Source organism: Marinobacter sp. LM1 (genome assembly GCF_042763285.1).
Lineage (GTDB): Bacteria > Pseudomonadota > Gammaproteobacteria > Pseudomonadales > Oleiphilaceae > Marinobacter > Marinobacter nauticus.
On sequence record NZ_CP114373.1, the window covers coordinates 2,268,349 to 2,288,170 of the forward strand.

The window sequence follows — 19,822 nt, forward strand, 5'->3', positions numbered from 1 at the left end:
GGCTTTATGGCTCTTATTGATTCTCTGATTGGCACCGCCGGCCAATGGGTAAGCTCCAGTGACCCCAAGGCGACGCTGCTGCAACCGCTGGAATGGCTCAAGAAGACCGGCAGTTATGCCGCGGTTAACCGCATTATTGGTATGGCGATACCGTTCGCGCCCCGTAATCACTTCAGTGTTGAGGAGCTTCGCCCGGGCTACGTCAAAGCCCGCGTGCGCCTCAAGGGCAATAAAAACCACTTTGGTAGCCTGTATGCTGGCGCCTATTTCCTGGTGGCGGAGATTCCCGGTGGGGTGTTGACCCTCTTCGACCTTGGCCCTGCCTATACGCCAATTCTGAAGGAAATGACTCTGGAGTTTCTGCAGCCGGCCAATTCAGATGTGACCGTGGAATTTGAACTACCACCAGAGGCGGTGGCTGCCATCCTTGCCGATGCAGACGCCACCGGCAGGGCTAAATTTACTCTGGAAGGCATTCTGAGAGATGAAGAAGGCAACCACGTTGCCACCTCCATCGCCCATTACCGGGTGCGCAAGAAGGGGTTCAAGCCTCAGGATTGATAGAGCGTAGCGCCTGCAGGAAAACATCGCCATACTTTTCCAGCTTGGCGGCGCCCACGCCGCTGACCTCGGCCAGCTCCTCCAGGGTGGAAGGGCGGCGTTCAAGCATGTCGAACAGGGTTGTGTCGTGGAAGATCACGTAGGGCGGCACGCCCTGCTTGTCCGCCAGCTCTTTGCGGCAGGCCCGCAACGCATCCCACCCGGCGTGGTCGGTAATCTGGTCCCGCACGTTCTGGCCGCTCCGGCGGCTCGTTGATGACTTACCACCAGCGGTGTTGCGGACCACCGGGTCTTTCCGGAGTTCAATCGCCTGTGCGCCCTTGAGCAGGGGGCGGCAGCGCTCGGTTAGCTGAAGCGCGCCGTAGCCCTCAGGGTCTGCCCGCAGGTAGCCGTTCGCCACGAGTTGCCGGAATACCGACTTCCATTCGTTCGCTGACAGTTCCTGACCGATGCCATAGGTGGTGATCGCCTGGTGGCCGGATTGCAGGATTCGTTCATTCGCTGACCCGCGAAGTACATCAATGACGTAGTTGACGCCAAAACGCTGGCCGGTACGGTACACGCAGGAGAGGGCCTTCTGCACCGCCACCGTGCCATCCCAGGTTTCCGGAGGGTTCAGGCAGGTATCGCAGTTTCCGCAGGGAGTCTCCAGATTGTCTCCGAAATAATGCAACAACACTTGTCGCCGGCACTGGGTCACTTCGCACAGCCCAAGCATGGCATCCAGTTTCTGTCGCTCAACCCGCTTGAACTGATCGTTACCCTGAGAGGCCTCCAGCATCTGCCGGAGTTTGATGACATCCTGCAGGCCATACACCATCCACGCGGTGGACGGCTTGCCATCCCGGCCCGCCCGGCCCGTTTCCTGGTAATAGGCTTCCAGGCTTTTTGGGAGGTCCAGATGGGCGACAAAACGCACATCAGGTTTATCGATGCCCATGCCAAAGGCAATGGTTGCCACCACAATAACGCCGTCTTCCCTGAGAAAACGCTCCTGATTGCGGGCGCGGTCTTCGGCGCTCAGCCCGGCATGGTAGGGCAGTGCGGTATAGCCCTTGCTGCTCAATAATCGGGCGGTGGCATCGACCTTGTTTCGGGACAAGCAATAGACAATACCGCAGTCACCCTCATGCTCTGCTTTAATAAAATCCAACAACTGTTTGTTTGCGTTGGTCTTTGGTGTAATCCGATACTGAATGTTGGGGCGATCAAAGCCACTGATGAAATGCCGGGCGGTGGTCAGCGACAGCCGTTCCGCAATCTCTTTTCGCGTGCGCTCATCAGCGGTCGCTGTCAGTGCGATACGGGGGATGCCGGGAAATTCCTGGGCCAGCATGCTCAGTTGAAGGTAGTCGGACCGGAAATCGTGCCCCCACTGGGAGACGCAGTGAGCCTCGTCTATGGCAAACAACGACAGGGACGCGTTATGCAGCAGCTCAATGGTTCGCGGCTGAATCAGCCGTTCCGGCGCGCAATAGAGCAGGTCCAGCTCGCCGGTCGCCAGGGCGTATTCGGTGGCACGGGCCTGTTCGAAATCCATGGTGGAATTCAGGAACGCCGCTCTCACTCCAAGCTCGCGTAGCGCCGCCACCTGATCTTGCATAAGCGCGATCAACGGTGAGATAACAATGGCGGTGCCGGGCCGGACCAGAGCGGGCACCTGATAACACAGGGATTTACCGCCCCCGGTGGGCATCAATACAAGGGCATCACCGCCGTTGACCACTTCCCGGACAATATCCCCCTGCAGGGGCCGAAAACTCTCGTAACCAAATACCTCGTGCAGAACCTGCTCCGGATTTCGGCCCGCAGCGGTGGGTGGTTCAGTGGCGAGTTGGTCGAAGTCCTGGTCCATGTACATTCAGTGGTCGGCTCGTGGCGGAGTGATTAAGCAGCGCGATTCTACCAGATCCTTCCGGATGTTTGGTCAACTGGCCATTCGGGTGGAGGCAAACCGGCAAGAGAAAGGATACAATAGCGCCCCTTTCGTACACTGTGATCAACGCTGCGAACAATAACAGGGCTTGCATGCAGGAATTTGACGCAATCCGTCCCTATTCGGATGAAGAGACCGCGCCAACCATCCAGAGGTTGGTTAACGACCGGGAATTCCTGGATATGGTGGGGCGATTCAAGTCGCCAACCGTTGCAAAGTGGGCGCCGGGCGTTCTGAGGATGTTCATTCGCCGCTGGCTGGTCAGCCATTTCGGGCATTACACCCGGGTGGATGATATGCAGGCCGGAGTTTCGAAATACGTGGGAGAACTGGTGGAAAATACCACCACCCGTGTAACCCACAGCGGCCTGGAAAACCTCAGCAAAAACAGTGCCCACTTGTTCATCTCCAATCACCGGGACATTGTTTTCGACCCGATGGTGGTGAACTACCTGCTATTCCAGAACGGCTTCCACACAACCCGGATTGCCATTGGCGACAACCTGCTCTCCAATCGGGTGTTTGCGGAAATGATGCGGCTGAACAAGAGTTTTGTGGTTCGCCGTAACATGACCAGCCCAAGGGAAATGCGCGACGCCTACCTCACGCTTTCCGGCTTCATCAATCACAGCATTGATACCAATCACAGCATCTGGATTGCTCAGCGCGAAGGCCGCGCCAAAGACGGCATTGACGCTACCGACCCGGCCATCATCAAGATGTTCTACATGAGCCGGAAAAAATCCGGGCTGGCGTTCGATGAAGCCATGAACCGTCTTCACATCGTGCCGGTATCTATTGCCTACGAATACGACCCCTGCGATGCCGACAAGGCCAAAGAACTGGAAGTGCGGGGCCGGACTGGCGCCTATCAGAAGGCCGAAGGCGAGGACACAGACCAGATCGTTAAAGGACTGACGGGCTATAAAGGCCACGTTCATGTTCATTTCGGAGCCCCGATTGCCGATTCACCGGACAACCCGAAAGCACTGGCCGCACGCATTGACCATGAAATGCACGCCAATTACCACCTGCACGCCTCTAACCTGGTGGCGTACCAGATGCGGGGAGTTCATCCGGATGCCCATGAGACTCCGGGCAGTGTGAGCGAGAGCGTGGTAACCGCCGAGACCTGGTCTCCGGCCGATATGGACGCGGCCACGGCAGAAATGGAGCGCCGGCTGGAGGCCTGCGAACCGGCGATCCGCCCTTATTTGCTGGATATGTATGCCAATCCGGTGGTCAATGCACTGGCCGCGAATAACAACGAGAAACCGCTGAACCCGACTACCGACTAAGTTGTCATGCCCAGAGCATGGCCCCCATCTCCAGCGGGTGGGTTAGCGCCTTGTGGTGCGGGTAGATGCGCAATCGCAGTGTTTGTAACCCCGGGTAGGGTGGCTGGATCCGGGTTTTGAACAGGGTCTTACCGTCTTTCTCTCCGCTGGCTTCCAGCACAAATGCGTCGGGCCCGGGGCCAGTGTGAGTGCCGGTGCACTCAGGCTCGACCAGGCATTCCACCCGTACATCATCGGGCGCCAGACCATTCAGCGCCACCGACACTTTCAGCTCCACGGATTCATCCCAGTGACAGCGATCTGACACGCAGCCGTCCACATGGATGGACACGCCGTTCCAGGCCTCGTGCACCCGGGCTTTCCACTCTGCCAGCTCCTGCGCCAGTGCGGCATTGTTGTCTCTCAACCGTGCGCCCTGCCGGGTGGCTGGCTGATAATAGTTGCGAACATAGTCCATCACCATACGCTGGGCATTGAACCGGGGCGTAATGGTTTTCATGGACGCTTTGGAACGGCTTACCCAGCCCTGGGAGTAGCCCTGTGAGGCTCGGTTGTAATAGAGCGGAATCACTTCCCGCTCCAGCAGGTCCAACAGGTCCCGGGCTTCCTCGCGGTTGCGAAATTCTACATCCAGTTCGGTGTCGCGCGGCGTAATCGCCCAGCCATTGGTTTCGTCGTAGCCTTCACCCCACCAGCCGTCCAGCACGCTCAGATTCAGGGCACCATTAACGGCTGCTTTCTCACCAGAGGTGCCGCTGGCTTCCTTGGGGTATTCCGGGGTATTCAGCCAGACATCAACTCCGCTCAGCAGCCGGCGCGCCATGGCCTGATCATAATCCTCCAACAGAATAATGTGCCCCATCAGGTTGGACTGCATGGAGAGGTCGTGTATGACCTTGATCAGCTGTTGCCCGGGTTTGTCCTGGGGATGGGCCTTGCCGGCAAATACCAGCACAACCGGTTGCTCCGGATTGGTGAGCAGCCGTTCCAGGCGGGGCAGATCGGAGAAGATCAGCGTAGCTCGCTTGTAGGTAGCAAAGCGGCGGGCGAAGCCGACCACCAGCGCGTCATTTTCCGGCGATACCAGCTTGCGGGCCATCCGCTCAGTCACTGAATGGCCCGTGCCATTGCGCTTGTGCTGGCGTTTCAGGCGCCGCACGATGAACTCGGCCATCTGCTGTTTCAGGGCCTTGTGAACGCTCCAGTAATGGTAGTCCGGGATCTTGTCGATGAACTGCCAGAATGTCGGGTTTCTCAGTTCACTTTTCCAGGTTGGCGCCTGGATATCGAACAGACTTGCCCATTCCGGCGCCAGGAAAGTTGGTACATGAACACCATTGGTAATGTAGCCAAGAGGGTTCTCGGCCGCCGGTATCTGAGGCCAGATATCGCCTTCCATCCGAGCGGCTACACCGCCGTGAATCCGGCTTACGCCGTTATGAAACCGGGAGCCCCGAAGGCCCAGACTCGTCATGTTGAAGCTTTGATCACCGTTTTTGCTGCCCAGCCCGAAAACCGCATCGAATTCCAGCCCGGAGTGGTCCAGGAAAGGCGACAGGAAGTGCTCCACCAGGTCCCGGGGGAAGATATCGTGGCCCGCCGGCACCGGAGTATGGGTGGTAAACAAGGTGCATCCGGCTACCGACTCGAGGGCGGCACCAAAAGACAGCCCTTCGGCCATGGCCATACGGCACCGTTCCAGTATCTGGAAGGCTGCGTGGCCCTCGTTGATATGCCACACCGTAGGCTGAACACCCAGTGCGGTCAGAACCCGGGTGCCTCCAATGCCCAGCAGCATTTCCTGGCTGATGCGGGTAGCGGAGTCGCCGCCATAAAGCTGTAAGGTAAGTTCCCGGTCTTCATCTGTGTTTTCCGCGGTGTTGGTGTCCAGCAGGTACAGGGAAATATGCCCGACCCTGGCCAGCCAGACCCGTGCATGCACTTCGCGCCCCGGGAAGGGCACAGAGACGGTCAGTGCCTTGTCATCTACCTCTACCGGCGTGATTGGCAGCTCATCGCTGGAGTGGCACTGATAACGGGCAATCTGGTGCCCCTGGGCATCAATGGTCTGAATGAAATAGCCCTGCTGATACAGTAGCCCGACGGCGACAAAGGGTAACCCCAGGTCACTGGCCGCCTTGCAATGGTCACCAGCCAGTATGCCAAGGCCCCCGGAGTAGATCGGGAAACTCTCGTGAAACCCGAACTCGGCGCAAAAGTAGGCCACAAGGCTATCTTCAGGGTTCAGTGCCTCCAGCACTTCGGTGCCGGGTTCGGATTCAAGATAAGCGTCGTAAGCGGATAATACTCGACGGTATTCGGCGAGAAAGGCGCGGTCTTCCGATGCCTGATCGAGCCGGGCCTGGGCCACCCGTCGCAGGAACAGTTTCGGGTTGTGCTCCACTTTTTGCCAGAGACGGAGATCAATCCGCGCGAACAGACTGCGCACGCCATGATCCCAGCTGTAGAAAAGGTCATTGGCCAGCGCATCAAGTCGCTCCAGTGCTTCTGGTAGTCTGGGGCGGGCTTCCAGCCGGAATTCAGTTGCGGTGTGCATGGTGATGACCTCCTTGGGCCAGGGGCACCGTGTCAGTCTTCATATATCCGGTCGTTGACGGTAATGAGGTTCCGGTACAGGGCCGCGTATTCGCCGGCCCGGTTCTTCCAGGAATAGTCGCCTTTCATGCCGTTTTCCTGCAGTTTGCGCCAGGTTTTCCGGTCCTCCCGCGCTGCCAGCGCACGGGTAATGGCGGCATGTAATGCATCTGGCGTCGCCTCACGAAACACAAAACCATTGGCTTGTTCCGGTGTTTCCTCATTGGGGTCAAACACCGTATCGTTAAGGCCGCCGACGCCGTGCACCACCGGTACGGTGCCGTATCTTAGGCTGTACATCTGGTTCAGTCCGCAGGGTTCAAACCGGGAAGGCATCAGGAAAATATCGGCCCCGGCGGTTATCCGGTGCGCCAGGCCTTCGTTGTAACCGAGGGTGAGTGAACATTGCCCGGGCCATTCACGAACCATGGTTTTCAGGCTTTCCTGGTAGTGGTGTTCGCCGGAGCCGAGCAGGGCAAACTGACATCCTCGTTCCAGCAACGGCTTGATGACCCCAAGCAGCCAGTCCAGCCCTTTCTGTTCCACCAGGCGCCCGACGAACCCCAGCAATGGAGCCCCGCAAACCTCCAGCCCGAGTTCCTGCTGCAGCCTTGCCTGGCATTGTGATTTGTTGGCGGGATAGTCCGCGCCATAGTGGAACTCCAGGTGTGGATCCGCTTCCGGGTTCCATTGGCGGGTATCAATGCCATTGAGAATGCCGTGAAGCCTGGATGACTTGTGGCGCAGCAAACCGTCCAGACCGTTACCGAACCAGGGTGTCTGAATTTCATCTGCGTAGCTGGGGCTGACGGTGGTGATGGCATCGCTGAATACCAGTCCGCCTTTGATAAAGGACAGTTGGCCGTGAAACTCCAGGAACTCGTATCGCCAAAGTGAGTCCGGCAGGCCCAGGGCACGAAAGGTTTCGTGGGAAAACAGCCCCTGGTAAGCGAGATTGTGGATGGTGAACACAGTTTTCGGGGCGTCCTGACTATCTGCCAGAAACACCGGGATCAGTGCGGATTGCCAGTCGTTACAGTGCACGATGTCCGGCCGCCAGGCCAGGCCCAGTTGCCCGAGCGCCAACATGGCACCGATTCGTCCGAACAGGTGAAACCGGTGAGCGTTGTCCCACCAGTCCTCGCCTTCTTCGTTCTGATAGGGGCTGTCGCCAGCACGGTCGAACAGGGCTGGGCAATCCACCAGCCAGAGGGTAACGGCGGTGCCCGGCAATCGGGTTTGCCACAGGGATACATCGTACTGGCCGTAGCGAAATCGGGTTTTACGGCGGGATCCGGACTCTCGCGCAGCCTTCAGCGCTGCAGGGTAGCCGGGGAGCAGGATCTGACAGTCGTAGCCCAGGCGGCAGAGAGCTTCAGGAAGGCTTGCCGAAACATCCGCAAGACCTCCGGTTTTTACCAGAGGAAAGACTTCGCTCGTGGCAAACAGTACCCGGGTCATGTCGCTGGCCTCAGCATAACCAGGCCCAGGGGCGGTACCGTAAGCTCCACGGAACACGGGCGGGCCATCCAGGGTGTGGGCTCAGCTTGCAAGAGTAGAGGATTGCCGAGGTTACTGCCGCCATACCAGGTGGAGTCTGAATTAAAAATTTCCTGCCAGTTACCTCCTGTTGGCACGCCAATGCGATAGTGATGCCTGGGTATAGGAGTAAAGTTGGCAACAATCACCAGCGGCCCATGCTCGGGCGTTCCCGGGTTGCGCAGAAAACTGATCACAGACTGGGTGGAATCGTGGCAATCAATCCACTCGAAGCCTTCGCCGGTGAAGCTCTTGCGGTGCAGAGCCGGGTAGCGGCGATAGAGCCCATTGAGATCCTGAACAAGTTTACGCAGCCCCTGGTGCTCGGGGTATTGCAGCAGGTACCAGTCCAGTTCGCGACGTTCGCTCCACTCCTGGCGCTGGCCAAATTCACCACCCATGAACAGCAGCTTCGCACCGGGGTAGGAGAACATGTAACTGAACAATAGGCGCAGGGAGGCTCTTTGTTGCCAGTCATCCCCCGGCATTTTCTGAATCAGGCTGGATTTGCCGTGTACGACTTCGTCGTGGGAGAGCGGCAGCACGAAATTTTCCGAAAAGGCATAAAGCAAACCAAAGGTGAGCTTGTCGTGGTGATACTGGCGATACACGGGGTCCTGTTGCAGGTAGTGCAGGGTGTCGTGCATCCATCCCATGTTCCATTTCAGATTGAATCCAAGACCGCCAATCTCCGGCGGCCGCGTCACCCGGGGCCAGGACGTGGACTCTTCCGCCATCATCAGCACGCCGGGAAACCGGCTCTGGCATACCCGGTTCAGATCCTGAAGGAACCGGATCGCGTCCAGATTCTCATGGCCGCCATGTTCGTTCGGCAGCCATTCTCCCTCATTCCGGGAGTAGTTCAGGTACAGCATGGAAGCAACCGCATCCACCCGCAGCCCGTCCATGTGAAAGGTATCCAGCCAGAAAAGCGCACTGCCTATGAGAAAGTTCCGGACTTCGTGGCGACCGTAGTTGTAGATGAGTGTGCCCCAATCCTGGTGACGCCCGCGGCGGGGATCTTCATGTTCATAGAGTGCCGTGCCATCAAATTCGGCGAGGGCGAAGTCGTCATCGGGGAAATGCCCCGGCACCCAATCGAGAATCACGCCGATGTTGTTCTGATGGCACAGGTCGACCAGATATCTAAGATCATCCGGGCTGCCATAACGGCTGGTGGGGGCGTAATAGCCGGTAGTCTGGTAACCCCAGGATTCGTCCAGCGGGTGCTCGGTAATCGGGAGCAGCTCAATATGCGTAAAGCCGGTTTCCAACACGTAGGGCACCAACTGATCGGCCAGCTCCCGATAGGTCAGCCAGCGCCCGGAACCGTGATGGCGCCAGGAGCCCGGATGCACCTCATAGACAGAAATCGGGCTCCGCTGCCAGTCGAACCGGTTTCTGCACTCAAGCCAGTCTCCGTCGCTCCAGGCGTATTGCCCCCGCTCGGTCACCACTGCGGCATTGGAAGGCCGGTGCTCAAAGGCCTGCCCATACGGATCGGTTTTGGTGATGTGGTGGCCGTTTCGGGTTGTGATGGCAAACTTGTAAAGGTCTCCCGGCTTTACTCCCCCAATGAATACCGACCAGACACCATAATCTTTGTTAACCGCCATGGGATGACGGCCGCTGTCCCAGTCGTTGAAGTCGCCGATCACACTCACGGCCTGGGCGTTGGGTGCCCAAACGGCAAAACGAGCGCCTTCGATTCCTCGCTGATTCCCGAGGTGGGCACCCAGAACATTATAGATATGCCAGTGCCTGCCTTCGGCAAACAGGTGCAGGTCGAACTCACTCAGGGCGGGGCTTTCCATAGACCACAGATTCCTGAACAAAAGTGGAAATCAGAGGTTAGACCATGAATCGTTTTTGCGTTTGTACAAAATATGACCTAAGACAATTGTACGTCATAATTCAATGATAGTGTTTTTCTGAAAGAACAAACGTCAAATTTGTGTCGGCGCGTATCCGGTTTAAACAGGGAAGCTGCTATGCAAACCGCCAAGCGTTTCGTTAGTCGCCTTACTCGTCAAACCCTGGCCCTGGTGCTGGCTGGCGGCAGGGGCTCACGACTGCACGACCTCACAAAATGGCGAGCCAAGCCCGCCGCTCCCTTCGGGGGTAAGTTCAGGATTATCGATTTCCCGTTGTCCAACTGCATCAACTCCGGCATTGGTCAGGTAGGCGTTATCACCCAGTACAAATCCCACTCATTGATCCGTCACATTCAGCGCGGCTGGGGGTTCCTGCGGGGGGAGCTGGATGAATTTGTGGAACTGTTGCCGGCCCAGCAGCGCATTGAGACCTCCTGGTACGAGGGCACAGCAGACGCCGTGCTGCAGAACCTGGACATCATTCGCAGCCACCAGCCGGAGTACGTGTTGATTCTGGCAGGTGACCATGTCTACAAAATGGATTACGGCACCATGCTGGCTGCCCACGTGGAACAGGAGGCGGATATTACCGTGGGCTGTATTGAGGTGCCCGTCGAAGAAGCTTCGGCGTTCGGGGTGATGTCGGTGGATGAAGATTTACGCATTACCGAATTCGAGGAAAAGCCGGCCCACCCCAAGGCCATGCCGGGTAAACCGGGGACAGCGCTGGTGTCGATGGGTATTTACGTGTTCAGCACGAAAGTTCTGTTTGATGAACTGCTGCGGGATCACAAGATGGACGGTAACTCTTCCCATGATTTCGGCAAGGATATTATTCCCTCGGTGATCAAGCGCCTTCGGGTTACGGCTTTCCCGTTCCGGGATCCAGTCAACAACAAGGTGGCATACTGGCGCGATGTCGGAACCATCGATTCCCTGTGGCAGGCCAACCTGGAACTGATCGGTATCAGCCCGGAACTGAATCTGTACGATTCGGACTGGCCGATCTGGACTTACCAGGAACAGTTACCGCCGGCCAAGTTCGTGTTCGATGATGACAACCGTCGGGGCACGGCCGTCGATTCCATGGTGGCCGGCGGCTGCATCGTTTCTGGCGCTCACGTTCGACACTCGCTGTTGTTCTCCCAGGTTCGGGTGCATTCCTTCAGTGAGGTGGAGGACTCTGTAATCTTCCCGGACGTGGACATTGGACGCGATTGCCACATTCGCAAAGCGGTGATTGACCGCGGCTGCCGGATTCCGGAAGGCACCCGGGTTGGTTTTGATCGGACAGCAGATGAAAAACGCTTCCACGTGTCGTCTAAAGGTGTTGTGCTGATCACTCCCGAGATGCTCGGGCAGGATTATCCCCATGGCCTCTGACCCCCGCACGCCAGTGGTACTTTGCTGGCATATGCACCAGCCGGATTATCAGGATCACAGCAATGGGCAGTTCCTGTTCCCCTGGGTCTATCTGCACTGCATCAAGGATTATGTGGACATGGCTGCGCACCTGGAAGCCCACCCGGATGCCCGTGCGGTGGTGAACTTCGCGCCGGTGCTGCTGGAACAGATTGAGACCTATCTGTACCACATTGAGCGATGGCGCCATGGAGGGCAAACCATCGGCGATCCTCTGCTTGCGGCTCTGGTTGATCCGGCGCTGCCGGAACCTGGCTCACCGGCATTTCTGGATTTGATGGAAAAGTGCCTGAGGGCAAACGCCGAGCGGATTATCAAGCGTTTTCCCGCCTATGCTCGGTTGGCGGAAGTGGCCGATCTATACCGAACCCGGCCCGACATTCAGCGTTATCTTTCTACCCAGTTTCTTGCCGATCTGCTGGTGTGGTACCACCTGGGCTGGATGGCGGAAACCGTGCGCCGCAAACATGGCGTGGTACAAAGCCTTCAGGAAAAGGCCCATCAGTACACACTGGACGATCGCAAGGCATTGCTGGACGTGATCGCAGAATTGATGGCCAGCATAGGCCCTCGCTACCGTCACCTGGCGCATACAGGCCAGGTGGAACTGGCCATGAGCCCCTGGGCCCATCCCATCGTGCCTCTGCTGCTGGATTTCAGTGCCGCCCGAGAAGCGATGCCAGACATCGCGCTTCCGGAGCATGACCACTATCCAGGGGGGAAAGAGCGGGCCATCTGGCATCTGGCCGAGGGCAGGCGAGCCTTCAAACGCTTTTTCGGCACCGAACCTGCGGGTTGTTGGGCCTCTGAAGGTGGGTTGAGCCAGGCCACGCTGCTGTTGCTTGGCGAGCAAGGCTTTCGATGGACCGCTTCCGGCGATTCAGTCATCAATAACAGCATCAACAAGGCCAGGGCGAATAAATCCTTGCCTGAAGCTGCCAGCATCCATCAGCCGTACCGGTTTACTGATGCCAATGTAACGGCTTTTTTTCGTGACGATGGGTTATCGGATCTGATTGGTTTTACCTATGCCGACTGGCACGCCAGGGACGCGGTTGGCGACCTGGTGCATCACATGGAAAACATCGCCAGAGAAGACAAGAACCCGGTGATCTCGGTGATTCTGGACGGCGAGAATGCCTGGGAGTACTACCCGGAGAACGGCTTCCATTTTCTTGACGAGCTGTACCGGGTGCTTGAGAAACACCCGAAACTGCGGCTGACCACTTATTCGACCCTTCAGGAAGAGCATTACACAGAGCCTGTGCAACTCCCGGAACTGGTGGCTGGAAGCTGGATTTATGGAACCTTTTCCACCTGGATAGGCGACTCCGACAAAAACCGGGCCTGGGACCTGCTGTGTGAGGCCAAGCAGCATTTTGACCGGGCGCTTGATAATGGCTCCCTCAACATGGATCAGAAGCAGGCGGCCACACATCAGCTCGGATTGTGTGAAGGCTCGGACTGGTTCTGGTGGTTTGGCGATTACAACCCGGCAGCGGTGGTTCGGGATTTCGAGCAGCTGTATCGCCGGCACCTGGCCAACCTTTATGAGCGTATTGGCTACCCGGCGCCGTCCAGCCTGTTCCAGCCCCTGAGCCAGGGTGGAGGGGAGCCCGCCAAGGGCGGTGCCATGCGGCCGGGGCATGAGGCTGATTCATGACTGTAGAAATGCCATCCAATCCGGTTTTGGCAAGGCGGCGTGCCGGTGTGCTGTTGCACCCGACCGCATTACCTGGCGTTTCCGGCAAGCTGGGCGCCGCTGCCCGGCAGTTTGTGGATGTTCTGGCCGAGGCAGGCATCACGGTGTGGCAGACACTGCCATTGGGGCCCACTCATGCAGACCTTTCGCCGTACCAGTCGCTCTCGGCCCATGCCGGGAACCCCGTTCTGATCGACCTTGAGGAACTGGTGGCGCCCGGTCTTCTCGATAGCCAGGAACTTACCGCCTTTACCCGTACCGAAGCCCTGGAACATGCCAGCCAGCGATTCCATGCCGGTCGCTATCGTGAGTCAGAAGCGCTCAACGCACAGGCCTATCAGAATTTTCTGGAGCACCATCAGTGGCTGGATGATTTTGCGCTGTTCATGACAGCCAGAGAGGCGTTTCCGGGCGTGAACTGGCTGGACTGGCCCGACGACCTGCGGGATCACAAGCCGGCCGCCCTGGAAGCCCTGAGAGAATCCCACCAAAGTACACTGGAACGGGTGTGCCTGGAGCAGTACCTGTTTTTCATACAATGGACAGCGGTGCGTCATTATGCGGCCGAACGGGGCATCTGGCTGTTTGGCGACATCCCCATTTTCGTCGCTCACGACAGCGCCGATGTCTGGGCCGCACCCCACCTGTACAAGCTTGATGGTGAAGGTAAGCCCAGAGTGGTTGCCGGGGTGCCCCCGGACTATTTCTCCCCCGAGGGTCAGCACTGGGGAAACCCGCTATTCGACTGGCAGCGAATGGAGGAGGACCGATACCACTGGTGGGTGCAGCGCCTGGCCAGCCAGCAGGAACGGTTCGATCTCCTTAGAATTGACCATTTCCGGGGGCTGCAGGCTTACTGGGAGATTCCGGCGGAGAATCCGCGCCCGGTCGATGGCTACTGGGTGCCGGGCCCGGCCGATGATTTTCTGGAAACCTGCTTCCGGGAGTTACCCCGTTTGCCGCTGGTTGCCGAGAACCTCGGCATCATCGGGGAAGATGTGGAAGCCCTTCGACACCGTTTCCGGTTACCGGGTATGACCGTCATACAATTCGGTTTTGATGGCAGCGCCGCCAACCCCCATCTATTGCATAACCACAAGGAATGGGATCTGGTCTATACCGGTACCCACGACAACGACACCACAATGGGCTGGTACCAGAGCCTGGATGAGCGAACCCGGGAGCATGTTAACCGGTATCTGAGAATTAACAGCCCGGATATGCCATGGCCCGTGATACAGGCTGCGATGGGCTCGGTATCACGACTGGTGATCGTCCCGATACAGGATCTTCTGGCTCTTGGATCCGAGGCACGCTTCAACACGCCCGGCACGATCCAGGGTAACTGGAAATGGACCTTACCCGAGGATTATCGAGCGAGGATCGACCTGCCAGGGCTGAGAAATATTGTGAACCTATACGGTCGATAGCCGAGTGATCACCCTCTTGATCAGAATCAAGATGGTTAATATTTAATCAGGTGTAAAGTGGAGGAGTTGCGGTATCCACTCGGCAAGCTGACAGGAGGAAACGGCATGGAACACCGGCTAAGCCAACGGGTAGAAGGCGGGTTGCCCATTCTGGTCTACAAACGTGGCATGCCAGTAGCGACTGGTATGATCCGGGATGCATCCCGACGTGGTCTGTTTATTGCGACCGATTATTCGGATGTGAGACTGAACCAGACGATCGAGCTGTCCTTCCGGTTTCCGGAACGTTCGGAGCGGGGGCACTGCACGCTGAGCGCCCATGTGGTTAGGACTGATGATGGCGGTCTGGGGGTTGATTTTGACGGCGTTGAGAACGATGCGCTGACAATTTCTGAACTGATTGCCTGCCTGCAGGAACAGGCGTCTACAGACCTTCTTGCCGGGCGAGTTCGCAAGCAAATGCACTGACTTCAATAATGACAACAACTGATTCTGTAAGGGACGACTGACATGGCACGACTTGAAGGAAAAGTAGCTGCGGTAACCGGCGGCGCACTGGGCATTGGCAAAGCAACGGTTGAACGGATGGCAGAAGAGGGCGCTGCCGTTGGCATTCTTGACTGCCTGGATAGCGAAGGCGAGACCCTCGCCAAATCACTCAGCGACAAAGGCTACAAGGTTGGTTACTGGCACTGTGATGTGACCAATGAACAGCAGGTGAAAGCCGCTCTGGACGGAGTGGCCGGGCACTTCGGAGCGCTAAACGTCGTGGTTAGTAACGCTGGCATGTCCGGCGCCAACAAGCCGACCCACGAAGTGACCGAGGAAGAATGGGACAAGGTACAGGCGGTTAACGTAAAAGGGGTGTTTTTCTGCACCAAACACGCCATTCCTCACATGAAGAAGGCCGGCGGCGGCAGCATCATCAATCTGTCTTCCATTTACGGCCTGATCGGCGCGCCGGACGCACCTCCATACCATGCGTCCAAGGGTGCTGTCCGGTTGATGACCAAAACAGATGCGATGCTCTACGCCCCGGACAACATAAGGGTGAATTCCGTGCATCCGGGCTTTATCTGGACCCCGATGGTCGAAAACCACCTGAAAACCACCGGCCAGGATCTGGAAGCTGCCAAGCAGGCCACCGCCGCTTTACATCCTCTTGGCCATATGGGCGAGCCGAACGACATTGCCTGGGGCATTGTTTTCCTCGCCTCTGATGAGTCCAAATTCATGACCGGGAGCGAACTGGTTATCGACGGCGGCTATACCGCGCATTAACGGCTGAAGCCCCATGACTCTGGCCGCGTATACTATGAGGGCCCTGCCAGCACAGATGTCAGGGCTGATGGCGATTGCACTGGATTTGCAGTGGAGCTGGCACCACGGATGTGATGAGTTGTGGCGGCAGCTCGATGAAGAGATCTGGGAGGCAACCCATAACGCCTGGCTGGTGCTGAACAGCGCTTCGGCAGAACGGCTGCAACAGCTGGCCGAAGACCCCGAATTCCTGGCCCAGTACCAGCAACAACTGAATCGCCATGAAGCCTTCAACCAGTGCCCGACCTGGTATTCTGAAAACTGCGGCAACCAGCTGGCCACTGGCGTCGCCTGGTTCTGCATGGAGTATGGGGTGTCGGAATCCCTGCCGTTATACAGCGGCGGCCTGGGCGTTCTGGCCGGCGATTTCCTGAAGGCTTCCAGCGATCTGGGTGTGCCGGTCACAGCCGTGGGCTTGCTCTACCAGCAGGGCTATTTCCGGCAGGCCCTGAACGCTGAGGGGGAGCAGCTGGAGTTTCACCCCTATAACGATCCGACCATGCTCCCGGTTACTCCGTTACGGGACAGCAACGGAGAATGGGCAAGGGTAAACGTACCTTTTCCCGGCCGTACAGTTCGCCTGAGGGCCTGGAAAGGACAGGTGGGGCGCTGTGAATTGTTGCTGCTCGACAGCAATGACCCCCGGAATGAGCCCGGCGACCGGGGTATTACCAGCGAACTCTACAGTGGCGATCCGGAAAAACGCCTGCAACAGGAAATGGTGCTTGGAATTGGCGGCTGGCGCTTGTTGGCACAGTTGGGGCGCCAACCCGCTCTGTGCCACATTAACGAAGGCCACAGCGCATTGGCGCTGGTTGAGCGCGCGGTGCACTGGCAACAGCAGAATGAGACCAGTTTTGAAGTGGCGCGGCTGGCAACCAGAGCCACCAACCTTTTTACCACCCACACTTCGGTAGCTGCAGGTTTTGACCGGTTCCCGACGAAACTTGCCCGATTGTACCTGGAGCCCTGGTTGCAGGAGATCGGCCAGTCGCTGGAGACCATACTGACTGTTGCCAATGGCGGTTCAAGCGATTTGAACATGTCGGGGCTTGCGCTAGGTATGAGCGGTCGTTTTAACGGTGTCAGCCAGATTCACAAACAGGTCACTCAATCCATTTTCCAGCCGTGGTTCGGGCGCTGGCCGGCGGCCGATGTGCCAGCAGAATACGTTACCAATGGTGTGCATACCCCGAGCTGGGATTCTCCGGAGGCGGACGAATTATGGACGTCGGCCTGTGGCCAGGACCGCTGGCGACAGCCTATGAAGGACCTTCGCCCGCTGAAAGGGACTACTGACCATGATCTCTGGCAGATGCGCAGAAACCAGCGACACCGATTGGTGTATTACCTGCGCGCGCGATTGCAGAGCCAGCATTGTGAGCACAACTACGGCAACAGCGAGGAAGCGGCGTGTGGTCTGCTTCTGGATACTGAGTCTCTGACGTTAGGCTTTGCCCGCCGCTTTACCAATTACAAGCGCCCGGACTTACTGCTGACAGATCCGGAACGACTGATCCGACTCCTCAGCAATCGGGACCGGCCCCTGCAGATTGTATTGGCGGGGAAGGCCCACCCCCACGACAACGAAGGCAAGGACATCATCAAACGCTGGAAGCAGTTCACCCGCCTGCCGGAAGTAGAGGGGCGCGCGGTATTCATTGAAGACTATGACATGGCGGTGGCTAGCGAACTGATTCAGGGCGTGGACGTTTGGCTTAATTGCCCGCGCCACCCCTGGGAAGCCTGTGGTACCAGCGGCATGAAGGTGCTGGTAAATGGTGGCCTGAACCTGTCGCAGTATGATGGCTGGTGGGCGGAAGCCTGGCAGCCGGAGCTGGGCTGGGCCATTCGGCCGGGAGCCACCTTCGAGGAGTTGAGCCAGACGGATAAACACGATGAGGCTGATGCCGAAGAACTCTATCAGTTGCTGGAGAATCACGTTGTACCGGAATTCTACCTGCGTAATGAACAGGGTTTACCGGCCAACTGGCTGGAGAGAGTTCGGGCCAGCATGAACGAATTAACTGCACGATACTCGGCCAACCGCATGGTTCGGGAATATGTCACGGATTTCTATCTGCCCATGGTGGCCCAGGGCGCGGAGCGCACCGCTGTAGGTGCTGACGAACTTGTTTCTGTGAAAGAAACCATAGCCCGACACTGGCCACGCCTGAGGTTTGGCGCAATGGACGCCCGGGAGGAAGGCCAAAAACTGCGTTTCGATCTGGATGTGTATCTGGATGGCCTGAGCCCGGAACTGGTCGCCGTAGAGTTGGTGGCAGAATCCTCAAACTCCGGCCCACGCCTGGTGCAGTCTATGGCGTTCAGCGGGCCACTACAGGAAGCCGAACAGACGTACCGATATTACTGCACGGTGCCACCACGCCCGCTAGAGCATTTCACTCCACGCATCCGCATTCATGAACCCAGGCTAAACCTGCCCCTGGAAGACGCTCACATTCTCTGGCTGCGCTGATCAGCCACGCCAGAAGCCCGGTGAGAGCACGATCACCACGCTCAGGATTTCCAGACGCCCCATCAGCATGCCCACTGACAGAATCCACTTGGCGGCGTCGGGCAGAGGCGAGAAGTTCCCGGCGGGGCCAATGATATCGCCAAGGCCGGGACCAACGTTGGTCAGTGAGGTGAGGGCGCCGGAAAGTGCAGTGACAAAGTCGAGCTGAAGGGATGCCAGCAACACGGTGATCACCAGCAGACACAACAGGAAGATGAAGGTATAGGCAATCATCGAGGAGATGATTTCGTCGCTGACGGCACGGCCGTTGTAGTTACGGGTAAATACGGCCCGTGGGTGCAACAGCCGCATTAACTGCTCTCGCAGAATGATCAGCGATAGCTGGAACCGGAAGATTTTCATGCCACCGGCGGTTGAGCCTGAGCAGCCGCCCACAAACATGAGGAAGAAGAACACCACAAAGGCCAGAGGCCCCCAGGCGGAGTAATCTTCAGACGCGTAGCCCGTGGTCGTAACAACGGAAGTCACATTAAAAAGCGTGGCTGCGTAATTGTGAATCGGATCGAAGGGTACCGGGGATACCCACCAGCGATAGAGCGTGAGCATGGCCGGCACCGCGAACAGAATCCCCAGGAACAGACGAACCTGCTGGTCACGGAACAGGACCCCATGCTGGCCGTGCATTTCCCGCACAAACAGGAAGAACGGCAGGCTGCCGATGATCATGAAAAAGGTGGCTTCCAGCAGGATAAGGTCGTTGAACTTACCCATGGACAGGTCTGAGGTTGAAAAGCCGCCTGTGGCAATGCTGGTCAGGCCATGGTTGAACGCGTCAAACAAAGACATACCAGACAGCCAGTAGGTGACAACCGCAACCACGGAAAACACCAGATACACCAACAGCAGGCCCCGGCTGAGAGTCTTCATGCGTGGCAGAGCCTTTTCCGTCCACTCAGACGATTCGGTAGCGAACAGGCGCATCCCGCCTACCCGCAGGAAAGGCAGCACGGCAACGAACATGCCGATAATCCCGATACCGCCCAGCCACTGAAGGATCGAGCGCCAGAGCAGCAGATCCTTGTCCATCGTGTCCAGGCCGGTGAACACAGTAGCCCCCGTGGTGGTGATACCGGAAGTGCCCTCAAAAAACGCATCTGCCGCCGAGATGTCGTTATCGCTCAGGTAAAAGGGAAGGGCAGATAGAAGGGCGATGACAAACCAGCTGGAGACCGTGAGCACGAACATATAGCGCGGTTTCAGTTCGCGGGGTTCACGGTAGGTCAGCAACAGCCCCAGAACACCAAGCACGCAAACAATAGCCGCCGATTCGGCAAACGCGATGGCATTGGGTGCACCGGAAGGGGTGGCAGCCAACAGCAGTACCGGTAACGTCATGAAAACACTCAGAAGTATAAACATGACGCTGACAATGAAGACGACAGGGGCTAGGTTTCTCAAGGCACGCTCAAGCCAGCTGACAAAAAGACGGCGTCAGCATACCCGCGGGCTTGCTTAACCGCAAGGAAACAGGCCCCGGACAGAAGTATTAACCCGGAATTAAATCGGCGTAAAAAATGGGTAAATACGGAACGCACCTATGGCGGGAATCGTCGGACTGATGCACGTTTACTGTCAGGCCGTGAAGGCCTGTATGAACAGGGAGAAA

The 19,822-nt window shown here is 57.7% G+C and carries 13 protein-coding genes; 8 read left to right on the top strand and 5 right to left on the bottom strand.

Features of this window, described 5'->3' with window-relative positions; all coding sequences use genetic code 11:
• Positions 1 to 6: 6 nt before the first annotated feature.
• The gene (locus OZ656_RS10630) at positions 7 to 561 is read left to right on the top strand and encodes a YiiD C-terminal domain-containing protein (RefSeq protein WP_023010197.1); all 555 of its coding nucleotides are present in this window, start codon (positions 7 to 9) and stop codon (positions 559 to 561) included.
• On the opposite strand, the gene recQ is transcribed toward OZ656_RS10630, so the two are convergent.
• The gene (gene recQ / locus OZ656_RS10635) at positions 545 to 2,422 is read right to left on the bottom strand and encodes a DNA helicase RecQ (RefSeq protein WP_278350613.1); all 1,878 of its coding nucleotides are present in this window, start codon (positions 2,420 to 2,422) and stop codon (positions 545 to 547) included. The genes OZ656_RS10630 and recQ overlap by 17 nt on opposite strands.
• Positions 2,423 to 2,589: 167 nt before the next feature.
• Here recQ and OZ656_RS10640 point away from each other — a divergent pair, with 167 nt between their 5' ends.
• Positions 2,590 to 3,795 (top strand): 1-acyl-sn-glycerol-3-phosphate acyltransferase, encoded by a 1,206-nt coding sequence (locus tag OZ656_RS10640; protein WP_278350612.1) that lies wholly within the window; start codon positions 2,590 to 2,592, stop codon positions 3,793 to 3,795.
• 4 nt (positions 3,796 to 3,799) lie between these two features.
• Here the strand turns inward: OZ656_RS10640 and glgP (OZ656_RS10645) are convergent, their stop codons facing one another.
• From glgP (OZ656_RS10645) to glgB, 3 genes are read right to left on the bottom strand one after another with little or no spacing between them, the layout of a single operon-like run.
• Positions 3,800 to 6,352, bottom strand: coding sequence for an alpha-glucan family phosphorylase (gene glgP / locus OZ656_RS10645; RefSeq protein WP_379944477.1), 2,553 nt, complete (start codon positions 6,350 to 6,352; stop codon positions 3,800 to 3,802).
• A 32-nt stretch (positions 6,353 to 6,384) separates the two neighbouring features.
• Positions 6,385 to 7,851, bottom strand: coding sequence for a glycogen synthase GlgA (glgA, locus tag OZ656_RS10650; RefSeq protein ID WP_153740066.1), 1,467 nt, complete (start codon positions 7,849 to 7,851; stop codon positions 6,385 to 6,387).
• Positions 7,848 to 9,743, bottom strand: a complete 1,896-nt coding sequence (glgB, locus tag OZ656_RS10655) for a 1,4-alpha-glucan branching protein GlgB (protein WP_114434094.1) — start codon at positions 9,741 to 9,743, stop codon at positions 7,848 to 7,850. The genes glgA and glgB overlap by 4 nt, the downstream gene beginning before the upstream one ends.
• A 177-nt stretch (positions 9,744 to 9,920) precedes the next feature.
• Here glgB and glgC point away from each other — a divergent pair, with 177 nt between their 5' ends.
• The 6 genes from glgC (at position 9,921) to glgP (OZ656_RS10685) (ending at position 18,156) form a co-directional block, all read left to right on the top strand.
• The gene (gene glgC / locus OZ656_RS10660) at positions 9,921 to 11,186 is read left to right on the top strand and encodes a glucose-1-phosphate adenylyltransferase (protein WP_379944479.1); all 1,266 of its coding nucleotides are present in this window, start codon (positions 9,921 to 9,923) and stop codon (positions 11,184 to 11,186) included.
• Positions 11,176 to 12,888, top strand: a complete 1,713-nt coding sequence (locus tag OZ656_RS10665; RefSeq protein WP_153740067.1) for a glycoside hydrolase — start codon at positions 11,176 to 11,178, stop codon at positions 12,886 to 12,888. Before glgC ends, OZ656_RS10665 begins: the two co-directional genes overlap by 11 nt.
• Complete coding sequence (malQ, locus tag OZ656_RS10670) at positions 12,885 to 14,357, top strand: 4-alpha-glucanotransferase (protein ID WP_286896031.1); 1,473 nt, start codon at positions 12,885 to 12,887, stop codon at positions 14,355 to 14,357. Before OZ656_RS10665 ends, malQ begins: the two co-directional genes overlap by 4 nt.
• Before the next feature lie 105 nt (positions 14,358 to 14,462).
• Positions 14,463 to 14,825 carry a PilZ domain-containing protein gene (locus OZ656_RS10675; RefSeq protein ID WP_014421476.1) on the top strand — a complete coding sequence of 121 codons (363 nt, stop codon included), beginning with the start codon at positions 14,463 to 14,465 and terminating at the stop codon, positions 14,823 to 14,825.
• A 42-nt stretch (positions 14,826 to 14,867) separates the two neighbouring features.
• Positions 14,868 to 15,638 carry an SDR family NAD(P)-dependent oxidoreductase gene (locus OZ656_RS10680; RefSeq protein ID WP_286896029.1) on the top strand — a complete coding sequence of 257 codons (771 nt, stop codon included), beginning with the start codon at positions 14,868 to 14,870 and terminating at the stop codon, positions 15,636 to 15,638.
• Positions 15,639 to 15,705: 67 nt separating this feature from the next.
• Positions 15,706 to 18,156, top strand: coding sequence for an alpha-glucan family phosphorylase (gene glgP / locus OZ656_RS10685; protein ID WP_379944480.1), 2,451 nt, complete (start codon positions 15,706 to 15,708; stop codon positions 18,154 to 18,156).
• Here glgP (OZ656_RS10685) and OZ656_RS10690 read toward each other — a convergent pair whose 3' ends face one another.
• Complete coding sequence (locus tag OZ656_RS10690; protein WP_121206494.1) at positions 18,157 to 19,575, bottom strand: TrkH family potassium uptake protein; 1,419 nt, start codon at positions 19,573 to 19,575, stop codon at positions 18,157 to 18,159.
• Between the last annotated feature and the right edge of the window lie 247 nt (positions 19,576 to 19,822).